16 protein-coding genes are annotated in these 23504 nt (G+C 44.3%); 2 read left to right on the top strand and 14 right to left on the bottom strand.

The genetic code is table 11. The features are described 5' to 3' along the window. Positions 1 to 9 precede the first annotated feature (9 nt). The 13 genes from EBB54_RS00200 to EBB54_RS00140 all read right to left on the bottom strand — a co-directional run bounded on the left by EBB54_RS00200 (position 10) and on the right by EBB54_RS00140 (position 16823). Positions 10 to 2826 carry an MFS transporter gene (locus tag EBB54_RS00200; protein ID WP_125125865.1) on the bottom strand — a complete coding sequence of 939 codons (2817 nt, stop codon included), beginning with the start codon at positions 2824 to 2826 and terminating at the stop codon, positions 10 to 12. Between the two features lie 10 nt (positions 2827 to 2836). Beyond that, entirely contained in the window at positions 2837 to 5056 is a 2220-nt protein-coding gene (locus EBB54_RS00195; protein WP_125125864.1) for a VirB4 family type IV secretion system protein, read from the bottom strand. After that, positions 5049 to 6068 carry a hypothetical protein gene (locus tag EBB54_RS00190; protein WP_125125863.1) on the bottom strand — a complete coding sequence of 340 codons (1020 nt, stop codon included), beginning with the start codon at positions 6066 to 6068 and terminating at the stop codon, positions 5049 to 5051. Before EBB54_RS00190 ends, EBB54_RS00195 begins: the two co-directional genes overlap by 8 nt. A gap of 15 nt (positions 6069 to 6083) precedes the next feature. Next, on the bottom strand, positions 6084 to 6473 hold the full coding sequence (locus EBB54_RS00185) for a hypothetical protein (RefSeq protein ID WP_125125862.1): 390 nt from the start codon (positions 6471 to 6473) through the stop codon (positions 6084 to 6086). Then, positions 6470 to 6820, bottom strand: a complete 351-nt coding sequence (locus tag EBB54_RS00180; RefSeq protein WP_125125861.1) for a hypothetical protein — start codon at positions 6818 to 6820, stop codon at positions 6470 to 6472. Before EBB54_RS00180 ends, EBB54_RS00185 begins: the two co-directional genes overlap by 4 nt. 78 nt (positions 6821 to 6898) lie before the next feature. After that, entirely contained in the window at positions 6899 to 7270 is a 372-nt protein-coding gene (locus EBB54_RS00175; protein ID WP_125125860.1) for a hypothetical protein, read from the bottom strand. A gap of 509 nt (positions 7271 to 7779) precedes the next feature. Continuing rightward, entirely contained in the window at positions 7780 to 8097 is a 318-nt protein-coding gene (locus tag EBB54_RS00170) for a helix-turn-helix domain-containing protein (protein WP_125125859.1), read from the bottom strand. Between the two features lie 293 nt (positions 8098 to 8390). Then, positions 8391 to 9665 carry a radical SAM/SPASM domain-containing protein gene (locus EBB54_RS00165; RefSeq protein WP_193554330.1) on the bottom strand — a complete coding sequence of 425 codons (1275 nt, stop codon included), beginning with the start codon at positions 9663 to 9665 and terminating at the stop codon, positions 8391 to 8393. A 74-nt stretch (positions 9666 to 9739) separates the two neighbouring features. After that, positions 9740 to 10741 (bottom strand): S8 family serine peptidase, encoded by a 1002-nt coding sequence (locus EBB54_RS00160; protein WP_243127443.1) that lies wholly within the window; start codon positions 10739 to 10741, stop codon positions 9740 to 9742. A gap of 79 nt (positions 10742 to 10820) precedes the next feature. Then, the gene (locus tag EBB54_RS00155) at positions 10821 to 12326 is read right to left on the bottom strand and encodes an ABC transporter ATP-binding protein (protein WP_279229953.1); all 1506 of its coding nucleotides are present in this window, start codon (positions 12324 to 12326) and stop codon (positions 10821 to 10823) included. A gap of 97 nt (positions 12327 to 12423) precedes the next feature. Beyond that, positions 12424 to 13722, bottom strand: a complete 1299-nt coding sequence (gene ltrA, locus EBB54_RS00150; protein ID WP_004070134.1) for a group II intron reverse transcriptase/maturase — start codon at positions 13720 to 13722, stop codon at positions 12424 to 12426. 759 nt (positions 13723 to 14481) lie between these two features. Then, complete coding sequence (locus EBB54_RS00145; RefSeq protein ID WP_125125856.1) at positions 14482 to 15387, bottom strand: Fic family protein; 906 nt, start codon at positions 15385 to 15387, stop codon at positions 14482 to 14484. Positions 15388 to 15461: 74 nt separating this feature from the next. Continuing rightward, entirely contained in the window at positions 15462 to 16823 is a 1362-nt protein-coding gene (locus tag EBB54_RS00140) for a hypothetical protein (protein WP_125125855.1), read from the bottom strand. Positions 16824 to 17234: 411 nt separating this feature from the next. Here EBB54_RS00140 and EBB54_RS00135 point away from each other — a divergent pair, with 411 nt between their 5' ends. Together EBB54_RS00135 and EBB54_RS00130 are read left to right on the top strand one after the other, a co-directional pair. After that, positions 17235 to 18863: a hypothetical protein gene (locus EBB54_RS00135; RefSeq protein ID WP_125125854.1), complete on the top strand. Its 1629-nt coding sequence runs from the start codon at positions 17235 to 17237 to the stop codon at positions 18861 to 18863. Between the two features lie 1169 nt (positions 18864 to 20032). Then, positions 20033 to 21274: a hypothetical protein gene (locus tag EBB54_RS00130; protein WP_125125853.1), complete on the top strand. Its 1242-nt coding sequence runs from the start codon at positions 20033 to 20035 to the stop codon at positions 21272 to 21274. A gap of 739 nt (positions 21275 to 22013) precedes the next feature. Here the strand turns inward: EBB54_RS00130 and dnaX are convergent. Beyond that, positions 22014 to 23498, bottom strand: a complete 1485-nt coding sequence (gene dnaX / locus EBB54_RS00125; protein ID WP_125125852.1) for a DNA polymerase III subunit gamma/tau — start codon at positions 23496 to 23498, stop codon at positions 22014 to 22016. Positions 23499 to 23504: the final 6 nt, after the last annotated feature.

Raw genomic sequence — 23504 nt, 5'->3', positions numbered from 1 at the left:
ATGTCCCTCCTAGAATATATCCTTGTTCTGTTTTTCCACAATGGCATGTATTTTCTCCCGAATCAGCTTCCGTGCGGATTCAAATTTCTCAGTACCTTTCTCATAATCTGTCTGATAACTGAGCCTTTTCAGTACTTCCTCTGTCATGTATTCTGTCTGCAGTTCGATCCGCTTTGCGCGCTCCTGTTTCTGTGTAAGGCGGATTCCCTGTGTTTCCCTCACCGAGGCCAGATATTTTTCAGTCTCCACATTGGCGCGTTCCAATGCCAGTATGGCTGCACTTGACTGGAAGCCGCCGGAGGATGTGATCACTTTTCTCAACGCCTGCACACTGTCCTTCTCGACATCTGCCTGCATCTGTTCCCAAGTCATTGCTTCCTGTCCTATAGCCCCGTTTTTTACACTGTTTCTTCCGGTCAGGATGGTTTCTGTTTCTTCCGTTTTTACTTTCCGAACTGTTCGCTGCATGGGGATTTCCAAAGAGCCTTGTCCAGAGACAGGAGGGGCAGTTGCAATTCCTGGATCAGCGCGTGCCGCTGCCTCCGCAATCCGGCCCTTTACTCCTGCGTTATATATGGTTTTTCCCGTTTTTAAAACGTGTTCTGCACCACGGCCGGCAACCGGTTTGACCGCCTGCACCGCAGCCATACCGACTCCTGCCGTACCGCTTCCAAAGGCTGATCCGCCTAAGTCCCCTGCGGCGGCCATCATGACTGCTGTTGACGGCTGCATAAACATACCTGCCCCGCCCACAACCATGCTTCCGGCCGCCCCGCCTGCGGCAGATGCCGTACTCCTGGCAAATGAGACAGCGGCCCGTTTTCGATACAATTTCTGCATCTGTGCATTGGAGAGGTGGCTGCGAAACTCCGGCTGCTCAAAATTGTTAATATTTGCCTGTTTACAGATGATATCCGCCCGCTTTTCATCAAACTCGTCCGGGATCGGACCTGACTGACCGCCCCGTATCGCCTTTGACTGGCTTTTCAGCCGGTTCATATCCTGCATCTGCCCCGCAATCTTTTGTTCCGTTCCGGCAGCATGGATTGCCGCATTTGCCCGCTGACGCTCCAGTTCACGGTATTCATCAGAGCCTCTTTCGTAATCCAGCATCTGTCTTGCCTTCTGCTTCTCCTCTTTTTGATACTGCATTTTCTGTGCGCGCAGCCCGTCAATCATATCCTGTTTCTGTTCCATGGCATGATCCAGATTGCGTAAGATCTCATTCCTTGTCGGCGGTTGTGCCGGTACTTCATCTTCTATACCGCCCTCCGCATATGGCCGTTCCTGTTCCAGAGATTCTCCGTCAGCCTCTGCCCTTGCTGCGCCCCTGTATATATCATCCCCTGCTTCGCTGTTCATTTCCAAATCTGTATCTTTTGAGAAATCCTGTCCCGGAATCTCATCCGGACCTCCATCTTCATACCATTCTTCAAAGGAACGGCTTCCAGCCTGTTCTATATAGGAAGAATCCGGTTCTTCCGGCGGCTGCTCCCTGCCTGAAGGCACCGCGGCGCTCTCCTGCCCCAGTGCTTTCCCTGGCATCCCCCCGTCCTGGCTGTATCCGCTCAGCAGAGATTCCCGTTCCTCTTCATCCACATCTGCCAGCCCTTTATGCATCCTGCTCTTCTGCATATCCGAATGGATCTCCGACAGGCGCCCTACTGCGCCTTTCACTTTTCTGGCAGCTGCCCTTCCCAGAGCAGCCAACGCCATTACGCCCAGAAGCCCGCCCCGTTCATTATTCTGGACGCCCAACAGCATCTTGATCCGATTCCTGGAAGGGATGATCAGCATACACATCATCATCTGTATGATTGCGATTCCCCTGATCACGTCTGACAGCATCAGGCTTGTCAGGAGCGGCACCAATAAGAGCACCGCGTCCAGCACCGGGGTCAATATATCTGAAAATACCCCCATCACCCAGCCGCCCAGCAGATCCTTTTTCGGCGTGTGCAGCATACACATGACGGGAAATGCTACAAAGCAGATCAAAAGGTCAATCGCTGTCGCCACATAGACAAACGCAAAGTAGAGCGTCAGGAGTACTGTCCCAAGATACATCAAAGAATCTATAAATCTTCCGGTCCGCTCCGCATTCACGAGAAATGCGCCGGACAGGGAAAGCGTAGCACCCCCTGTGATCATCCGGCCGGTCATTTCCTTTATTCCGAACAGTGCCACATCTCGCACATACAGCGCCACATCGAACAGATACGGCATAAGCGTCAGCATAGAAAACTTCATAGCCGTCGTATAAAGTCCGGACTTGACCTGCTCCCGGCTTTGTGCCGTCTGCCCCGTCCATGCACTTTTCGCCAGGAGAAATACAAAACTGATCCCCAGGAATACGAACGCCTGACTCCGTACCAGTCCGTAACATACGGAAGCGGTTACACCATAGGGGTTTCCGGAGCGCAGTTCAAAACCATATATATTGACAGAATTTGGCCTTCCGCTCCCGACACGCCCATAGATGATACGGTCAAACCCCGCCCCCAGATTCTCTTCCAAAAGTGCGATCAGACTGCTGGCAGCGTTCCTTATAAGTTCTGACAGATATTTTTCTACCGAGCCCGGATCATCCGGTTCGATCTCCTGCTCTTCCTCCATCGTATCTACGGTATTCGAATAGATTGAGTCATCCGCATGATCCAGCCAGGGCGAGCCTTTGGAAAAGCGGCTTTCGTTCTCTTCCTTCACTTCATTTGTCAGATCATCTGATATCTCTGCCGCATAAATCACCGAGCTTCCCAAAAATATAATTACGATGTAAAGCACGGCAATGCTTATAATTTTTCTACCCTTTCTCTTCCGTTCCATAAAGCTCTCCCTATGCATACATGTCCTGGATAATCCGCGGATCTGTCTCCACAAATACAGCCTCCGCTGACTGCAGATAATCAATCTTGCAGAAACAGACCTTTCCATTGTCTACGATGCAGACCTCCCCTTTGCGGCTGCCGGAATCATCCTCGGGATCTCCGCCGAGCTCCAGAACCCGATCTGTCTGGCCATTTGTCAGGTTCAGCGCCTCCTGTACCCACTTACGGTCGGAATAGGACTGCTTAAATACAAATTTTGCCGCCGACTGTTTCAATAGTGCTTCTGTTTCCCTGCAGCAGTCATAATCTTTCAGCGCCTGTGTAGCTGTCCAGAGGGAAACCAGACGCTTCCTTGAAGTCCTTGCCACATAATCCAGGCTGGCAACCGCTGATTTCATATCAAAATTCTGGTGTACCTCATCTACAATGACCCCCAGGCACTGGGTTTTCTTTGGGTTCGTCGCGTTGGTCTTGATAAACTGTTCGTTTAGAAAACTCAATGCAATCTGCCTGGCAATCGGCCGCTCCGACTCCGGAAGCTGGGAAATATCAATATTCGTGAAGCTTTCGTTTTCATTGATCCTGATGGTGCTCTGCCCGTCATAATAGGATTTTGAGCCATGGATTTTGATGATTTTTCCTTTGCATGGACAGATCCCGTTTTCCTTTTTCCACTCCTCCCTTGTGAAAAATCTCATGCATTTCGGGCAGTAATATAACTCACGAACCCGGTCTTTGAGACTGTCCAGGATGATCCGGTATGCCTTTTTATGCTCCTCAATCGTATTATCTTTGTTTTTCAGCAGGGCCTTCCTGTAAAAATCCGAAAGCACCGGCATTTCCTTTTTGACCTTTCCGCTTGTCAGCACACCGTCTTTCAGTCCTTTTCCCGATTCATATAACGACTCCACCACGTTGTCAAATATCTGCCGCTCTTCATAGAGTTCCGCAATGATATCGGTAACAAGCCTCTCTACATGCGTAACAAGCGAAAACTCCGCCGGTTCTTTGCTCCCCTGTATGAGTGTCATCAGATCTGACTTGGCATTGGCAATCTTATCCTGCAGCCGCAGTACGTCATAAGTCCCGCTGATCTCCGACCATTCCTCTTCCTTGTCAATATCAAACAGGTTGATGACATTCCCGGCATTACTCTTGATCTCATAATTCGTGCCGCACATGATGTCCGCCAGCATAGCGTATTCTCCCCGGTTTCCTTTGGACTGGGAATCAATGCATACGAAGCGGTATCCGTTCTTCGTGATATACCGGGATGCTAAGATCTTCATGCAGGCTGACTTCCCGGTTCCGGTCATCCCGGCAAATACCATGTTATAGCCATTATGCTTTTTCTCATATACATCGAAAGCGACCGGCATCCCGGTACTCATGTTCCTGCCGATAATGATCCCGTGAGGGTGAAAGAAGCTGTCCTGTGTATGGTTAAAAATACTCGCTGCACTCAGCTTGTCCATAGTATGGCGTTTCAGCCCATCTGCCCGGATCGGTCCGGCCGCCGCCTGATAACGATACATCAGGGGCATCCCGGTAAGATAGCTTTCAGCCTGCAGGGAATAGCAGCAGGATATGATAATCTGCTTCTCCTTTGCCAGATTCCGAAACGCATCCGTCCTGCGGTTAAGCTGCTCCAGACTGTCTGCCATAATGGTAAAGAGGAAATATACATGGTACAGGCTGTTATCCCCCGTCTCAATCCTCTGTGCCCATTCCTCCGCATCCCGCAGTTTTGCATTCAGCTTCCGGATCTGGTTGCGGTCCGCGTTTTTTTCCGCGGTAATGATATTGGTCTCAATCTCTACGATACGCCCGTCCAGCAGATGTGACGCGCGCCCTTCCCCTATTGGCTCAATAAATACCGAACTGACCGCACGGTCAAAATTGAACAGCGCCGGAAATGTGGACGCAAATACGGTCCTCTTCGGAAGGCTGTCCACCGTAAAGCTGCGTACATAAATATCGTGGCCTGCATCATGAATCACAGTATACGAAAGAGGGTTCGGATTCATCCCGTCCGGCGCCGCCACCTTCCTCGCCTCACAGATTTTTTCCCGTTTTCTTTCCCTTTCTTCCTGAATCTCCCTTTCCAGCCCGCTTTTCCTTCCGTTTATCGTCCGGAATCCCAGGACAGTCATGATCAGGGCAGCGATCAGTAAGATCAGGATTCCTGCAAACGCAATTTCTATATGCCGCATCATCCAGTCAAGCATGCTTTCGCCTCCTTCCATGAAGCTTCGAACCTTTTTGGAATTCCTCTCCTATCTCCTCCACGATCTTTTGGTTGAACTCTTCTTCCAGGCTCCGCAGAGAATCACTGGTGACACAGATACTGTCATAGGCTGTCTGTACAATGTCCTCTACCGTCCCTTTTGAAGCAGATACCGGATGTGTGTATCTCCGGATTTCTTCCAAAAGCTCCACCCCCGACATCCGTTTCGCATGGACACCGCAGTTGCGCAGCGCCGTGATATATGCGTTTGCCTTTGCTTTGAGCTGGGCATCTGCACGCTGATATACTTCCTGGTCCTCCAGCTTCTGGGAAGAAAAATCCACTGCATTGTACTGCCAGTCAAATATGTAGATTTCCTCCCGTTTTGCTTCTGCATTTTCTCCGGAAATTGCCTGCATGTACTGTACCTGTGCATTCAGCTGCTCCATCTGATAGCCCAGAGAGACCAGCTCCCTCTGCATCTGTTTTAATCTATCGTAGTAGATAGAATAGTCTTCCGCAGAGAGCTCCGGATTTTCTGATTCTGCTTTTACATCTGTATAATCCAGATTCAGTGAAAAACGATGCTCCTCCATTTTTGCCATCTGTTCCTGGTAATCCTGTATCAGGTCATCCAGATTTACATCCCGGGCCGACTGACGGAACTGGATTGGATCGTTATCCAGCACATTGAAAAATGTGATATATCCCCTTATTGTCTGAAGCTTTTCTTCCACCTCCGCATCTGCGAATGAAAATCCCTGGCATTTAATCGCCGCAATAAACCGCTTTCCTCCATCAGATACCAGCATGTCTTCTGTAACATCATCAATCCTGATATATGCTGTCACGTCCTTTCGATTGAAGGAACTATAATCGCAATCCTTCTCTGCAGCCGGTCTTTTCCGCAGCTTGAACATGTAGATCCCAAGCCCTGCAAAGAACAGCAGGATCAGGATAACCGCAGCCGCGATGATCTGTACATTCCTTACCAAATCAGTTATCATCTGCATAATCTTTTTTCCTCTCTACACCAATAATTCAGAAAAATATTTAAAGATCCCCAGCCAGAATGGAATACTAAATAACATCACCGCAATCATCCCCTTCATGACGGCCTCCCGTTTTACTTCCTCCCGCACCGCCGCATTTTTTGTAAAACAGATGCGCAGAACCATAAAGAATATCGAAAACGTAATCCCCATAATGCCCACCGTGATTCCCAGTTCCGCCGAAGATGCGGCAAGGTTTGTAAGAGTGCTGTTCATGGAGATTGACGTATCCTCCACATAGGTCCATGGATTCAAATCCTTTGGTTCGCCCTGGAATATCTCTTCGCCTCCGTCCTTAGCACAGCCTGACAGGATACATATCCACAGAAACAGCCATGCCGCAGCATATCTTTTCTTCTTTTTCATAGTTCTTCCCCGCTCTTCATTCCGTAATTTTTGGTATAAATCTCCCGGTGCAGCTTCCGATATAAGACCCGAAATATCAGTGTATCTATGGTCAGGCCGCCGCCGGACAAAAACAGGGCGTCCACCGGAAGCCGGATCATCACGATCCCCATTGCTGCCAGTGTGAGAAACAGCATCAGGATGAGCGCCGGCACCAGCATCCCTTTTGCCGCTGCTGTCATAACCGCTCTGTAGTCCATGATTCCGCAGATCACAAGTACCAATGCCTGTTTCCTGTCAAAATACCGGAACCATTTATCTTCACTCTTAAACTCTCCTGGGATCGGAAATACTCCTAATCTGGACATTACACCGCCTCCAATCTTTTTTATCTCCAAAACTCTGTCCCAAAAACAAAAAGCAGGACCGAAAGTCCTGCTTTTTGTCTATAATCCTGTGCCGATTGACTTGAAAAAACCAATGATGCTAAATACTGAAAAAATAACAATCCCCGCTATACATATGACTAATGCATGGCTCTTCTGCTCCTCTTTCTTCTGGGCATTGCTCGTAAGCAGCAATGACACTGCCGTAAAAATGATGGAAAATACCAGACCGATGACCCCTAACGTCAGCATCAGTTCGTATCCGGAAGCTCCGATATCTTTCACTTTCAAAATCAGTGAATTGAATACTCCCGCATCTCCCGGGCTGATCTTCATAAATTCCCACTCCGATTCGGCAGCGACTGCCAGCAGCATCCCATTCAAATCCCTTACAGGAGCAGCAAGTCGCTCGGCTATACACAGTAACTTCAAGTGTAAGCCTCCTCATTCTATGAAATTTGCATAAATCACATGTGTTTATCCTTGTCATGCATCATATACGAAAATCAAGAAAACTGCAAGCTACGCGAACTTTCAAAAAGGGAAGAAAAGAACAGTTCTGCATGCTGCATTTTCAAAATACGACATCTTTGTGCAAAATCCGAAAAATTCGACAAATATCTGCCTGCCAGTGCAGAAAAAAAAGGTATGATCATTGACATACCTTGCTCTTGTTTTCCCTGATATTTCCGTATTTTGCCGGATCTACTGACAAAATACGGTATCTGTTTCTTTTATATTTTAGAAACATAGATTCTATATTGTACTCTTAATTTATAGACCATATAGCAGTATTTACCAACCGTTTATGCATAACTCGTCCTTTTTTCTTCCTAATTTTCTCTTCGTTTTATAGATCAGTTTTATACTATAAAACTGAGACAAAAATCGGCTGCCACATCATAGTTGATACGGCAGCCGACCTTCATCCTCTATATATCCTAATCTTCTTTTTGCCCTTCCAATAAGCGTTTTCCTAAAAGCATCCAGGTGTCTTTGTTATACTGATTCAAGCCTCTGTAAATCTTTAACATTTCTTCTCTTTGGTTATGGATCGGGGATTTTTCCTGCTGATCTTCCTCCAGAATATACTCAATTGATACATTGAAAAACTTTGCCATCTTTTTAAGAATATCTTGTGGTATATTGGCATCTTTGCTCTCATACTTACTAATCGTCTGTTGACTTACCTGCATTATTTCACCAAATTTTCTCTGAGTCAATTTAGCTTTTTTCCTAAGTTCCGAGACTCGATTCAAACAATCCACCTCCTAGTAGTGTTATTTTACACTGTATTTAAGTTTTAAATACCATGATTCGTGGTATTTTTTGTGTTTTTACTACAGTTCGTGGTAGTATGTTTGACCGGACTTCGTTTTTAAAAATAACTGGTTAAAAAAAATAAGCAACTGATCTACCAGCAACAGCATCATGGAAAACAGGCATTCACTATAATCTTGTAGCAGAAGGGAGAATCGATTTGCTGAAAGATCGGATGTGCAGAAAATTATTGAGAAGAATCAAATTATATACAGAGGGCTATGGCTGGTGATTATGCCAGCCCTCTTTTGATTAAATATTCTTTTTTTATTCCTTCGAAATAACGAATGTATCTTTTTAAAGTTTCTCTCTTATCTCCAGGCTGCCCCATATAAAACAGCTGATAATCTATCATTTTTTTAGTAAAAAAGCATTCCGGGGCTTCTGCCCCGTCTGACAAAAGACACCTTCCGCCGCATAAGTATCGATATTCACATTCATTACACGGCACTTTTTCTTCTACGCAAAAGCTCTCTCTGATTTCCTTCTCATGGAGTTTTGCTGAAAGCTTCTTACGGATGTGATCCGGCGCGGCTTCCAACAGATTGCCCAAACAGTACGTTTCCTTCTCCAGACACTGGCACATATATATATTTCCTTCCGGAAAAACTGCCAGTATCTTTCCATATGCGCCGCAGGAATCCCTGACCCGTACAGGCCGGCCCTCTAAATTCGATATTGCTTTTTCCTGATACCCCCTGTCATACGTATACTTTGCAATATCCAGGTTCATTTCCATTTTGTCCAATTCCGATAATATCGCTGAATTTTCTTTTGCCCTCCCGACCGGGGCAACCGAATTAATGAGGAGCCCCGTATCATACTCCGCCGCAATGTCAATCACCCGGTACAGCTCTCTTCTGTTTGTTTTTTCATAAATAAAACTCAAAACCACTTGCATTCCTGCCTTCTGGCATAGCGTGATATGATCCCGCAGTGCTGATTCCCCGGCCGGATTTTCAAGCATGTGCCTGGTACTGAGATCTATTTCCGCAATGTTTCCCCTAAGCCCCTCTATGATATCTTTGTCAATCAAAAGCCCGTTGCTTTGCAGCGTAATCGGACAGGACAATCCTCTATGCAGTGTTTTAATGATCTCTGATATATTCCCTTTGAGCAATGGCTCACCGCCGGAAACAATCAGTTTATGGGGATGCACTTCGCGAAAAAAGGGCACAACCTTTTCTTTTATATCAGAAATTTTAAGCTCCTGCCCAAGGCCCATACCCTGGTTTGCATTCATTGCACAAAATTTACAATCCATATTGCATTGTCTTGTCACCATCAGGTATGCCGTATTGATTTTTTCACGCTGCGCTTCGATTATTTTATGAAGCTCCAACTGTTCTCTCCAGATTGGATATAATTTTTCCTGAACCTCCGGCTTGTCCAAATGCTGAGCAATCCTTCTGCTCACCTTCAGGCATACCCTGTTCTTCGGATCAACCAGGACAGCCTTGTCTTTATGAAAAATCTTTGTAAATTCCGGCAGTTTGTTTTTTGCCATGTTGTTTTCCTCCTCAATAATCTTTTTATTCTGCTTGGTTTGCTTTTTGACAGAAAGAGCAAAAATAGGGTTTCTTAAAGAAAAAATTGAGAGATTACCATTCTATGATTTCTAAAAAAGCTCATTCTCTCAGATAGATTAAACAAAGGATATCTGAATACCCATTCTTTCCGCAGATTATTTTTCATACAATTGAGGAGCATATTCTTATATGGAAAAATATCTGAATAGCAGTCATGATCTATGAAAACCGTATCATATCCTTCTATCTCATTCCCACCATTCCACTTTTCCAGGATTTCCGGCCGGAACTTCTCATAGACAGCCGCATTTGTAATCTGTGCCGCAAACTTCTGCTGTAAAAATTCCTCCGGGCGGTTTGACAGAAAATAACACTTCTTTGTTTTTAACTCCTGATATGGGTAGTATCGATTAAGCGAGCTTTTCTGAAACGCATTTACCAGTCCGTAATCCCCTGCTTCACCACGGCTGAGAAGCCCTGTCACCATCGCGCAAGCAAAGCTGTTCCCATGGTGCAGCTTCGGGATTCCCAGATGATAAATGGAAAAATAACCGGATGAAAAAATGATGTCTCTTTTTTTCATATCAATCTGGATTATTCTTCCCGGTTCTTTTTCATCAACAGATCTGACGCCCAGCACGAACGGGAATGACGCAGGATAGGTCGCTTTCACATCACGGTTCGAATGGGCCGCAATCATAAGGATTCCTTCATCATATGCTTTTCTGCAGACATGTTCCAGTTCCTGATGATAAGTATGTTCGTTGCCGGCGCTGATATGAATGATGTCTACCTTTAGATCTATCAGCATTTCAATCCCCCGGATCAATTCCATGACCGTACACTTCATATTCGGCCCGAGGATTGGAAGTAAAAGGATCTCTGCATCTGGATTTTCTTTGTATATATGGGAGCAGACGTACTCCGCATGTGAAAATCCGGCTTTTTTCCTATTCCCTTCCTCAATCCTTTGCCCATGCCTGTTCCATTTTTTTCCTGCAAAATAGCTGTCAGTAAATGCTCCGTCCGTATCCAGTACTCCTATTCTAATCATATTCACCTCCCTATTGCTCAATCCGACTAGAAGCTGAACTCCTGAACTGCCTGTCCCGCACAAGTCATTCTGCTCTAACTTATTGACACAATTCAGCCATATTGATTACTTCATCTGCTTTGGCCAGTTCTTCTTCATTATGTGTTGAATAAATGATGATCTTATGCTCAGACAAGGAACGGAGCAGCGCATAAAAATCTCTTCTGCGTTTTCTGTCAATATTCGCCGTTGCCTCATCAAAAATAAGTACATCCGGGCCTTTTAATACATTTCTCATAATATCCAGACGCCGCATCTGGCCTTCCGAAAAGTTGCACGGATCAGATTTTATTTCCGTATCCCATACATTCGGAAGGCTGTGGATTTCCTCATATAAATCCAAGCATCTGGAAAGCTCATCCATTTGACTCACTGCCTGATCCTTGCGCCCAAAGGGCATCCCATAATGCATGCCCCTACGGGGCGGGCGAACTTCGTCCAATAGGGTATGTAAAGTCAGATTTTTCTTCACAGAATCTTTAAAAAATGTGGATCTTTGCATCACGAATCCAACCCGTTTCCAATAACTATACAGATCGGTTTCTGACATTTTCTCTCCGCCGATAAAAATTTCCCCTTCTGTCGGTTTATTGATCCCTGTCAGCAGCTTGAATAAAGTGCTTTTACCCTGCCCGCTCTTCCCAAGAACCGCATAAATCTTTCCAGTCTGAAATGTAAGATTCAGATTTTTAAAAACCATATACTCCGATCCCGGATAACAAAATCCAACATTGTCCAACGTAAGCTCCCGGACCTTCCGGATTCCGGTCTTTCCTTTTCTTTTTATATCCTGGCAGGAAAGCAGCATATGGATATCCTTCAGTGATGCCATGGCGGTATGGTACTCATTTGCAAAATCGGCAATCCCAAGGATAGGGTTCATAATGATATTCTGATAATTCATCAATGCCAATATGGTTCCAACAGTCATATTCCCCGCAAAAATCTCCCCTGCTCCAGCTATCCAGATCACTGCCGCGCCGATAAATTGTATCACCAGGACCAGCACAGTGTTTGCTATGTACAAGAGATTCTGCCTGTTTACCCTTTTCCTGTAGTGCTGGTTTCTCTGGCTGTATTTATCATGCGCATATCTGCCGCACTGAAAGATCCGGATGATAAACCAGTTGTTGTAGCTGTTTGTCAATGCATTTGTCATATCATTATATCCCTGCAGAACCTCTTCACTCGTCTGCTGGATATACGTCCCCAGCCATTTACTCACAAAAGGAACCGATATGAGCAGCAAGATATTGGTAACCGCGATCCCCTTATGTATGGATATCATATAGGGCGGAACTACAATTAAAACAGCGATATTGGAAACCAATGTTATGATACTGGTGATACCGCATCGCTTTATTGCTTCTGCGTCTTTATCCATTTTTAACAGAATGTCGCTCAATTCCATATGACTGAAAAATTCTGTCTGAACCGTTGTCAGTTTATCGTGAACCTTCTGCCGGATGTCCGCCGCAATCTCCTCTGAAATAGCCGACACAGTATATTTTTGGCAGTAGATCACAATATAATTTATCATCAGCATTGGTAAGTAGGTAAGTCCCTTGCGGGGCTTACCCCTCTCAGAACCGGACGTGCAGCTTTCCCGCATCCGGCTCCCTGCAAAGCTAATACATCTACAACTATCCGTATATACTGACATAGATACGTGGTCGGACGAGTGGGAATTGTCTCATCAATTCCTTATATCCTTCCTTTGTATAGCTTCTTCTCTGGCTTCTTCTATTCAGCCAGTAGAATAACCTGAACCATACTACATTATAAAATGAGTTCAGGCTTCTTGAATTGTCAGTAATTCCGTAGTAATGATAGTAACCAGTTAAGATTTCATTCAGCTTCTTTACTATCTGGTTTATGCGTAGGAATCTCATATCTCTTATCGTAGCATTTATTTCCTTGCTTTTCTTTGCTAGCTTTTTCTTACTGGTCTTCCTCTTCACTCTGAACTTTCCCGTTCTTCCATGCGAACAGTAATGCGTGAATCCGAGGAATGTAAAGGTCTCCGGTTTCCCGTCTCCACGTTCTTTCCGGTTCCTTTCTGCAAATCGGCCGAATTCTATCAGCCTCGTCTTTTTCTCCTCCATTTCCAGTCCAAAGTGCATCATTCTGCGCTTTAAATATTCATAGAACATCTCTGCGTCTGTTTTGTATTGAAAGCAGACTACAAAATCATCCGCATATACCACCAGCCCTGCGTACCCTTTCATGATCGGCTGCATTTTCTCCTTGAACCACCACACCAGTACATAGTGCATATATATGTTTGCGATTACTGGTGAGCAGACCGAACCCTGGCCGGCTCCTTCCTCTGTCTCTTCATATCTGTAATCTTCCATAATTCCGGCTTTTAACATCCGGCGTACCAGCCTGATGATATTTGGGTCTTTAATTCTTGATTCTATGAACTTTATTATCCATTCATGGTCCAAGTGGTCGAAAAATCCTTTTACATCCGCATCCAATACCCAGTTTGTCTTTTCTTTTTCCAGCATTCCGTTCAGCTTTCTTAATGCCTTATGACAGCTTCTCCCTGGTCGGAATCCCATCATTTCATCATAGAAATGCGGTTCGAACACTGCTTCCAGTACTCGTCTCAATGCTTCCTGCACCAGTTTGTCTTCATAGCAATAGATACTGAGCGGCCGTGTCTTTCCGTTTTCTTTCGGTATCTCCACTCTTTTTGCTGGCTTGGGCTTGTATGCTTTCTTCTTAAGCTTTTCCTCTAATTCTTCCAGATTTTCCTCCAGCCTTGCCCCGTATTCCTCTTTGGTTATCCCATCGGTTCCTACTGCTTTCTTTCCGTCCATTTCCTTGTGGCACTCTTTTAATAATTCCTTATTTATCAAATGCCCTATGGACGTAAATACCATGTCTGGATGTTCGCCTGATAGTTGTGATATTCTCGCCAATTTCGTTTCCATAGCTCCTCCTGTCTCTGCGTACAGTCTATGTTTCCTCTTTGATATGACTTTGCATGGCTAGCCTGCGAGGACAGGCATTTCTCGACTTCCACTGTATGTTTTACCGTGTACTATTCGGCCATCCGACTTCTGCTGGCCATTTGCGGTTCTCCCTTCGACAGTTGTTCCGCATACCTGATGTACGCAACTCATCTGGAACCAGACAGACCTCCTCCAGTTGACTTGAAATCCTTGATTGCATGACCAACCTCAAAACTCCGGGGAAGCAACTGTATTCTCGCTCTTAGTGACTACAGTTATGTTGCTTTCAGTGTATAGGAGCACCTCTGCCTTCCCACTTTCATTTTCATATCGAAGCTATGTGCAGTTATGCCCTGCAATCTCGCTGTCTACGCTTAGCAGACAGCATCTCTGCTGTCCACCCAAGACTCGCTTGGTGCGGTATAGCTTGTACCTTACACCGTAGGACTTTCACCCACCGAATTCCAAGCCCTTAGCTGGGCGCACCCTATAGAACAAAAAAAGCACCCGTTGGGTGCTTTCTTATCGCTCGAAACCTGTTACCAGGAATTTCCTTACTATTTCAGATCCAATGATCCGGAAACATAAAACAAATCAAGTTGTATTTAGTTTAGCATTCTTTCAGGAAAACCGCAATTTTTTCATGAGGTCATATTTTGTTTCTTTTGCCAGGGACAGGTTAAACCGGATAGAGAGAAAATCTTAACATTAAGGAATTCTCCAAAGAGAGTTTCATGACTAAATATCAAACATAGACATCAGTTTTCTAAAAGTATCTTGTCCGTCCAGACAAGTGTCTGTCAGATAGCCTTTCTCCCTTTCCCATTCAGAGAGCCCCCGATAATAATACATTTTTTTTGCATCCTCAATGATAAACGGAATAAGCCCGAAACGAAGGCACTCTTTTAAAGCGATCAGTCTGCCGACTCTGCCGTTGCCATCCTGGAATGGATGGATGCGTTCAAATACGTAATGAAAGCAAATGATGTCGTTAATCGTGACAGCAGTTTTGGCTTCATATTCGGATAGCAGAACTTTCATGCGTGGAGCAACCTCTTTCGGCTTTGCAGTTTCACGGCCGCCGACCATATTGGCTCTTTTCTTGTAATCCCCAACGGCAAACCATGCGAGCGTGGAATCCTTTGTACTTTGCTTCAAAATGCGGTGCAGTTCTTTGATTATATCCTCGGTAAGCGATTCTTCCGCCATATCAATACAAAAGTCAATGGCCCGAAAATGATTGACAGTTTCGATAATGTCATCAACAGGAATACCTTCTCCGATATTTATTGTGTTTGTCTCAAAAATCAGCCTAGTCTGATCTTCACTGAGTTTGCTGCCCTCTATGTGGTTGGAGTTATAGGTCATCCGTACTTGAAGTTCATGGTACAGACCTCCGGGCATACGGATGTTTTTCTCATCTCTGAGCGTTTGAAGCAAACGGTTATCCGAAATGGTCTGCCATAGTTCATCTGCAGAACAACTGAAAAAAACAGCCATTTTTTCAAGAACATAATCGGCGATTTTCTCTCTCCGTCCAATTTTTGCCATGGTGCGGGAGGAAATGCCAAGCTCCTTAGCCAGTGCAGTTTTCGTCAGACCTTTTTCATTCAGTTTTTGCAGCAGACCAGAATATGAAATCATAGTATTTACCTTCCTCCTTTACTTATTATACCCCCAAAAACGAAAAAGTAAAGTTTTCTTTGTAGAAAAGTAAATTATTCTTCACCATTTGTCACTTCAATACGCTGCTTCGTATCAGGATATTCCAGCCCCATCGTTCCGTCCGTCAGATGATCTGCGGCGGCTGCCAGATATACGCCGTCCCCTTTCATGATCCGGTATTCAAAGGTTCTCAGATTCTTATAATTCTTCGAAGCTTCCTGATCTCCTTTGTCTGATGTTTCATCAGTATTATTATTTGACAGCCGTTCAGATTCCGGATAAATATAAGATATCTCTAGACAGAAATCATTTATATCACCGGCCAATAGCTCCATAGAGGTGATCTGTACCTCAGAATATCCCGTGAACTGCCTCTGCATGGGGTCAGCCTGATTTGCAAGCAAGCCGATCTGAAAGATATCTGTAGAGTCTGTGACGATCTTACATCCTGTTCCATCCGTTAAGGGTGTATTTATGCTGCCAGGCACAAACACATCAAGCTTTGGATCCTCCTGTATGATCTTCTGCATCTGTTCTTTCAGCTGTATCCCGTTCTCATCCATTCTTTCCCACATGGTAGAAATACCCTCGAATACGAAAGCCGGCGCAGCGAGATTCTGGGGCATGGTTTCCTCCATCGAAACCTGGCATAAAGAAATGGTTCCCTTTGTGACCAAATTTGTGTCTTTATCTATGATACAATCTTTTTTTAATACAACAGTCCACTGCGGCGTCCCGTTTTCGTACAGCATCATGACCAGGCTGCCAAGCTGTACACAGTCATCATACCTATAAATCAGGTTCCGGCGGTCCTTCTTTAAATGCACCCCGTCTTCATCGGTACGCAAATACCATCCGTCAGTATTTTGATCCTTCGGTCCCCAGACACCGTCCAGCCTGGAGTACATCGGAGGACTGATATCCCCCTTGTCCCGGGCACCATATGTCATAACATATTGGTGGATATTTCCATCCTCCGGCGAGGTATATGTAACTGCGCACACGTCTTTTTCCAGCCATTGGATTTTTATTTTCTTATCTGCCGTATAGGGAAATGTCTCGGATTCCTGAACAAACCAGAGAATGCCCGGACGATAGGCAACCACTTTTCCTGTCTCCCGATCCTGCTTTAGTACCATAGCCGTACGGAGGTTTGGTGAAATACTGATAATATCACGAACCGGACCCATGCAGCGGATACAGAGGACGATATTTCCCAGAAAAAGCCCCGCCAGGCAGATCGAGAAAAGCAGTATCCCACGTCTTATTTTTGGGTCGGACTTCCTATTATATAGCAGCGAAAACAATCCTCCCCAAAGAAGGAGCAGACAGATACCGTTTACGGCGTACTCCATCCATTCGGCCATATATACCATATGGTATGCTTTTCCAACTGTCATATAGAGCAGCTGCATTGTCGTTCCCTGTATTAAGAAAAAGAAGCAGAGAATACAGGCAAGTCTCTCCCACTTTATTATTATTTTCTGCCGTCTGGCAATTAACTTTTCTGTAGAGCTGTTATCCATTTTATTTCTCCGATTATAGTATGATGTAAAGCTAAAAAATATGTCGTCATAATGAGATGCCCTTGAATATAAAATGCAAGGGCTCCTGACCTGCGTAAGGTCATATGCTGAACCGTGCAGTTACTGCACCATTTCTGCTCTCATTATATTATGAAATAAGAAAAAATCAAGGAAAAAGGTATAAAAGGACTTTTTTGATGTGCAAACAGATGAAATTTTTTTATTGTTTTTATACGCATTTTTTTGTATACTTTAATTCAAAGACGATTTACAGAAGATTTTTACCGGAGGTGAACAGGCATGGCGGATATTATAGACAATAACCAGTTTGAAAAATATGAGAAAATGGCAGTATTCATCTGCCCTAATGTCCAGTCCAATCTTGTCACGACCTATGAAAAATATATCAAGGACCGGGCCGCAGAAAAGTACATCTACGAGAACTACATCAAGAGTACCCGTTCCATCGTGTCAAAAAATGATCATTCTCTGGATGATCCTGCAGTCACTCTGGAAAATATCATCGCGGTCTGTACTTATATCGCTTTATCCAAAGAAAATATCGACCAGGCCATCCGGACTTACCGGGAGAACCGGCGGGTGTATAAACGGAACTGGTTCAACAGCATAAAGGAAGAGGTTACCGCCCCGGACAATATGCGGCCAAAAAATCCACAGCTTCTGAGAAATTATGCCGAATCCACCCGGCTGATCCGTGCCATGGACCGGTCCCAGACGTCAGATCTTACGATTGAGGATATCATGCAGGAAAAATATGAAGAAATCGACGCCTGGCGTTCGGATACTTCCGCGCCGATCACAGATTTTTGTTTTCTTGCGCAGAAACCGGTCAAGACCCTTGCAAACGGTTTTGTCAATGACATGACCTTTGAATCCCTCATTATTATAAAGAATGAATTCGGCAGTTCCATAGAAGGCTTTAATGTCAGATACCCTACGGATCTTGCCGACCATCCCATTTTCTCCTACCGCAAGACGGCTCTGGAACTGGAAGCGAACCTGGTAGAAAATGAACTTACATTTTTGAACTGTTATGAATATGAAAATGAGGACATTGAGGGGGAGATCACTGTAAAGTATAATCCGGATGTAGAACTGCCCGCTGTGACGACCAAAAAGTCTGTCCCAAAGATCTTAAAGCAGTTCCAGATTGATCTAAAGCAGCGGGAACTGGACATGATGGACCGTGAGATCGTAACCGAGCTTTTCAACATGATCAACGGGGAAAGCCTTGCCGGACAGCAGATTTACGTAGATTTAAGAGATTTCACCCGGAAGGTCTACCATATCAGCGTACCAAAGCATAAGCATTATGACGACCTGGGCAAGCGCCTGACCAAATTAAAGAATTATGATTATACGATCAGTGTAAGAAGTAAAGAGACCGGCGAGCTGATCGAGACTACGACCCTGGGGCTGCTGAATTACCTGTATATCAATTTCCAGGAAAATTATTTCCAGTATACCCCCTCCGACCAGCTTGTGCGTACCTATGTGCAGAAAAAGTATATCAGTATCCTGACGGATTCCTATACCAGCATCAATTCCCCTCAGACGAAAGGGATCATGATGATCCTGCAGCAGGAACGGCTCAGCGAGTATTCCAAAAACTCTTTTTCCACCACGCTGACTCTGAAATACTTCCGTTCCCATATGAAGCTGCAGCGGATGGGCAATGCCGCGCTGGTCAAGGAACTGACGAACCACCTTACGACTCTGAAGAATGAACATATCGTAGTAAAGGATTTCGGGTTTGTGAATAAAAATTCGGCGATCACGATCGAATTTCTGCCATTGGATTCCAAGGAGCTGATTGCATACGAGTTCAATACGAAAGGGATTGAGGACAAATCCAACATCATTGATGCAAAATATGTTGATGTGACACACAAGGCAGGGACTGATTAAACTGTCCCTGCCATTTTTTCATCCTGGCAGCATTTTTGCCGAATACCAATCTCAGCCATTTTGTCGCAATCTTTTATCCCTGTTACCGTTTCTCTCTATTTTGTCGGCATCTTCCACAGCCAAAACCCGCTTAAATGCATTTTGTCGCAATCTCCTCACTGCCTTTGCTGCATCCCGTCATTGATACGATTGATTTAGTCCGCTTTTCAGGGTCTATTTTTTCTATTTTTTTAATTTAGTCCGTTTTATAGGTGCCTTTTTTTTCTGCATTTGTTTTTGGTCCGCTATTTCGGGCTCATTTTTTTTGCTTTTTTTATTTAGTCCGCTTTTAAGAGCCTATTTTTTTATTCTTTCTATTTAGTCCGCCATTTTGGGTGTATTTTTTTCTTCCCGCAAATTTTTTTGAAGCCAAAAATCCTCTTTTTCCTGCTGTTAGGATTAAAAATGTCCTTAATCTGCTCTATTTAGTCCGCGAAAAAAGGAGCCTTTTTCATAAAAAGTTTTTTTTCCTCATTTAGTCCGCTGATTGCCGCCCTTTTTTTCAAAAAACTTTTTTCCAAAAATTTCACCGTGCCGTGGATATTGCCTGATATTGCCTTTTTCCTTTAAAATACAGGCTTTCAGCAACTTTTTCATTTCTTTCCGAAAGAAATGTTACTGGTAAAAATCGTTAAAACACAAGCTGAAATACAACTATTTTCCAATTTAGTCCGCTTTTTTGGGTGCGACTTTCTGATTTTACAAATCAGGAAAAATATAGTATATTAAAAAATGTAGATAACTTTCATAAAATTTGGCGGTTTTAGAAAAGTTATCCACATTATAATAAGCGATAGTAGCCGGTCTTGGCGGTCTGGCTACCATGTACAATATCGTCGGTACATCCGAGATATTCGCTTCCGAGATAGAAACTGAAAAAACGTAGACCGGATCGAATGCGATTTGATCTGATCTACCAGATATCCGATATTCGATATTGTGATGATATTATATACTATTTCTTTCTTCTTTTCAAGTATTATCGGTTACTGTGTTCGCAGTAACGTATTATCACAGAATCGATTGATAACGGATGTTTTTGTTGTGCGCAGAAAATCCATTTCCCATAGATACTCATGGCTGATAAAATCTCCCGCTCAATATAAGCATCCGCGTATGAGGTGATACACTTGAATTTATCAAAATATGCCCGGATAGGTAAGTCGCCTTTCATTAAGGCCATCGGGGTACAGAAAAACCACAAGGAAATAGTTTATACGGAAAGCCGTGAGCTGGACTGCGCAGTGTCCGGCTGTTTTGCGTGTGAGAACTACAAAAATATCGAATTTTATGAATATATGCCCAAAGAAGTTCAGGCTGCCGCAAAGCAGTGCTGTGAAAGCTGCCCCCATGCGGTATACCGTACTGTCATCCATGAATCCTGTAAATACATCAACGAAGCCAATATATTTGGAAATAAGCCCCGGATCAAATCCATTGCCCTGAAACTGCTCCTGGTTTACCATTTTTTATCCCCGGACGACCAGGGGATGGTCTGCGGCCTGTCGTCGCGTGAACTGGCTGGGTATCTGGACTGTACGGTTCGCTCGATAAAAAACGCAAACAGCGTACTGCAGAAATATGGATATATTCTCTACTCCCAGGATGGAGCCCATAAGCACAGATTTCAGGTTATCCTGACCGAGTACACATCCTATTCTCTGCCTGCGGACCAGGGCGGGCGCGGATATGCCACATTTAACCGGGAATGTCTGGAGGAACTGATCCGAATCAAGGATCTGAACCAGCTGAGGATCTTCCTGCGCGCGGCATTGGATGCTGATACCAACAGAAACCCCGAAAAGGAACTGATTATCTCACAGGATTATGAAACACTCCGTCGTTTTCTGCCGGCTTACTGTAAGCCGGGAATCATTCGCCGTGCCCTTTCCTCTGTTACGGCTCTTTTTTCCGTGGCTTTCGATGAGGAACAGATTTTTTTGAAAATGGATACATCCTGCCATGGGCGCCGCATGTTTGACGCAAGCAATGAAAGCCATACATCACAGATCAAAGACTACATAGAAGAGCTCGACCAGGCCATGAAAAGAGCCAATCAGAAGCTCCTCCATCATGGGACACCTGATTCGGATGATCTCTCATTTCTAAACAGGGAAGGGATCTGTTCCAAATACAAATCCCCATCCTGCAAAGAGCTCTACGTCTCTTTCGACCTTCATACGGATGATTTTAAGGATTTAGGGTTGCTCTGTACCACATTTTCTTTTGAAGATGTAAAGGGATGTATCAGCTATCTTTACGAAAATTATCAGATTGATTTTAAAATCGAATGTATCGGAGCCCTGATCCGGACGATGCTAAAAGAAAAAATGAAAAACCAGGCCGCGGCCCTGCTGTTTGCAAATACATAAGAACTGATAATGATCTATATTGAGCGGCTGATTGATCTGCCGTAGCTCTAATATAGATTGGATTTTTGAACCATCGGGTTTCTGATGGTAATGTTTCATGCCCTTTTTTATTTCTGCGGCTGCATGGTATCTGTTTCTTTCCATGTGATCTTGACTTCCTGTCTATTTCTCTACATTTTTCTCCAGTTCAAATCAGGCCAGCCCTCATGAAAATTCAAAAATTGGATTTTTCGGTCCTTTTTTTACCTTTTTGACGGCTTTTGTAACGGAAAAATTTCATCCACATTGAAAAATAATCTTCCACTTTCGAAATATATCATCGCAATGGAAATTTTTTCATTCACATCCCTAAAATTCATTCCACATTTGAAAAATCCCCTCTTTCAAAAAACGAAGGATTCCTTATGAACTCGGCAATCCCACATGTTTCATTTATCAATTATGTATTTCATTATGTTTTTAATATAAATAATTATGTACCGTAGATACACCTCCCCTCTTCCTACATACATTTCTATGTCCCAGACTGTATTACCAACCTGGGACATATTTGATCGTACAAAAATCCAATCTATAAACTTTAATATATTTTTTCATTATAATATAGACCGGGTACAGTTCCGTTATAAAAGAATATGTTTCCATTCCTTCTTTTATGCAACAGGATATTGCTGCCGCGAATATGATATCCTCATTCTTTAATCTATCCAATATCAAATCTTTTGGAAGATTTGCTTTGCTAAAGATAGTCACTGAGCAGGCCCAGTACATCATAATCATCTGCTGCAGTTTCTATAGGGCTGATCGGACTTTCTTGCATAAGTGATGGCGAAATCGGCCCATCCGGATTTTCCGTAGGAAGGGAAGCATCTTCTGTTTTGACTGGAGATGGTATCTCTACGCTCCCATCATTCGCCGGATGAGTGTCTTCCTTTTCCAGAGGTTCGGGAGAGGTCTCTCTCCTGCTGCTGTCACGAATTTGGATAGTACCGTCTGTGGAGCTGACAGTGGAATCGATGTTTTCCTGCAGCTCCGCGACTGACTGCTCCAGCTCGGAAATCCTGGCCAGAAGGGAGGATTCGCTGTCACTGAGCAGCTTGGGGGTACAGCATTTTATGATATAGATGAGTACATCCATATAGGGATTCAGACTGTCCCTGATTTTTTCACGCAGAATACTGAACTGCTCTACATACCAGTACAATTGTTCTGTGCGGCAATCCCGGACTATCTGATAAAGCTGGAATTGATACCCCGACGGACGCAGTTCATAGTCCGAAGGACATGGAATATGGCTTGTCTCTTTTAGATGCTCATCCGAACGGTGCAGTGCGGTTTCTCCCCATGATATATATAATACGATTCCGTCAACAACACAGTGGAGGATGTTATCAACAAGTAAAGAAAGGCTTTTTCCTTCTTCATATATTTTCCGCAGCAGCCTTATAGCACAGACGCTGTCGTTTTTTATGACTGCGGATAACATTTCGAGGGAGACTTCATCATCCATCAGGCATAAGCATTTTTTTACATGTTCTACAGTTAAACGGCTGCACGAGATCATCAGTTTTTCCATGATACTCAGTGCGTCTCTCATGGAACCGTCTGCCTGCCTGGCGATCAGATTTACTGCATCTTCATCGTACTCCTTTTGGAGTTCCTGCAGTACGTAAGTGAGCCTGTCGCGGATCGTTCCTGCGGATAGTGCATTAAACTGGTAGATGGAGCATCTGGAACGGATTGTTGCCGGAATTTTATGCAGTTCTGTTGTGCATAAGATAAAAATACAATGTTTAGGCGGTTCCTCGATGGTTTTTAGAAGCGCATCGAACGCGCTGCCTGATAAATTATGTACTTCATCAATGATGTAAATTTTTTTTGGAAGTACGGTTGGTGTATATTTTGTAGACGCGATCAATTCCTTTATGTCATTGATTGAATTATGCGATGCCGCATCCAGTTCGATACAATCCAATGTCGTATCCTTTAACATTGAACTGCAGTTTGCGCATTGGTTGCAGGGACCATCGGCTGTAGGGCTTTCACAGCAGATCACCCTGGAAAGGATACGCGCGAGCGTTGTTTTCCCTGTCCCCCTGTGCCCTGCGAAAATATAGGCGGAATCATAGTTTTTTGTTTTGGCCTGTTCACGGAGTGTGACCAGATTCTGTTCCTGCCCTGAAACCTCTTTAAATGTCTGCGGCCTGTATGTTGAATAAAGCATAATATC

The organism is Schaedlerella arabinosiphila, assembly GCF_003885045.1.
Lineage (GTDB): Bacteria > Bacillota > Clostridia > Lachnospirales > Lachnospiraceae > Schaedlerella > Schaedlerella arabinosiphila.
This window is presented reverse-complemented; position numbering and strand designations above follow the sequence as displayed.

Bases quoted from the DNA above. Each gene is read 5' to 3' on its own strand.
- EBB54_RS00200 (WP_125125865.1), bottom strand. From the start codon at position 2,826: ATGGAACGGAAGAGAAAGGGTAGAAAAATTATAAGCATTGCCGTGCTT.
- EBB54_RS00195 (WP_125125864.1), bottom strand. From the start codon at position 5,056: ATGCTTGACTGGATGATGCGGCATATAGAAATTGCGTTTGCAGGAATC.
- EBB54_RS00190 (WP_125125863.1), bottom strand. From the start codon at position 6,068: ATGCAGATGATAACTGATTTGGTAAGGAATGTACAGATCATCGCGGCT.
- EBB54_RS00185 (WP_125125862.1), bottom strand. From the start codon at position 6,473: ATGAAAAAGAAGAAAAGATATGCTGCGGCATGGCTGTTTCTGTGGATA.
- EBB54_RS00180 (WP_125125861.1), bottom strand. From the start codon at position 6,820: ATGTCCAGATTAGGAGTATTTCCGATCCCAGGAGAGTTTAAGAGTGAA.
- EBB54_RS00165 (WP_193554330.1), bottom strand. From the start codon at position 9,665: ATGGCAAAAAACAAACTGCCGGAATTTACAAAGATTTTTCATAAAGAC.
- EBB54_RS00160 (WP_243127443.1), bottom strand. From the start codon at position 10,741: ATGATTAGAATAGGAGTACTGGATACGGACGGAGCATTTACTGACAGC.
- EBB54_RS00155 (WP_279229953.1), bottom strand. From the start codon at position 12,326: ATGCTGATGATAAATTATATTGTGATCTACTGCCAAAAATATACTGTG.
- ltrA (WP_004070134.1), bottom strand. From the start codon at position 13,722: ATGGAAACGAAATTGGCGAGAATATCACAACTATCAGGCGAACATCCA.
- EBB54_RS00145 (WP_125125856.1), bottom strand. From the start codon at position 15,387: ATGATTTCATATTCTGGTCTGCTGCAAAAACTGAATGAAAAAGGTCTG.
- EBB54_RS00140 (WP_125125855.1), bottom strand. From the start codon at position 16,823: ATGCAGCTGCTCTATATGACAGTTGGAAAAGCATACCATATGGTATAT.
- EBB54_RS00135 (WP_125125854.1), top strand. From the start codon at position 17,235: ATGGCGGATATTATAGACAATAACCAGTTTGAAAAATATGAGAAAATG.
- dnaX (WP_125125852.1), bottom strand. From the start codon at position 23,498: ATGCTTTATTCAACATACAGGCCGCAGACATTTAAAGAGGTTTCAGGG.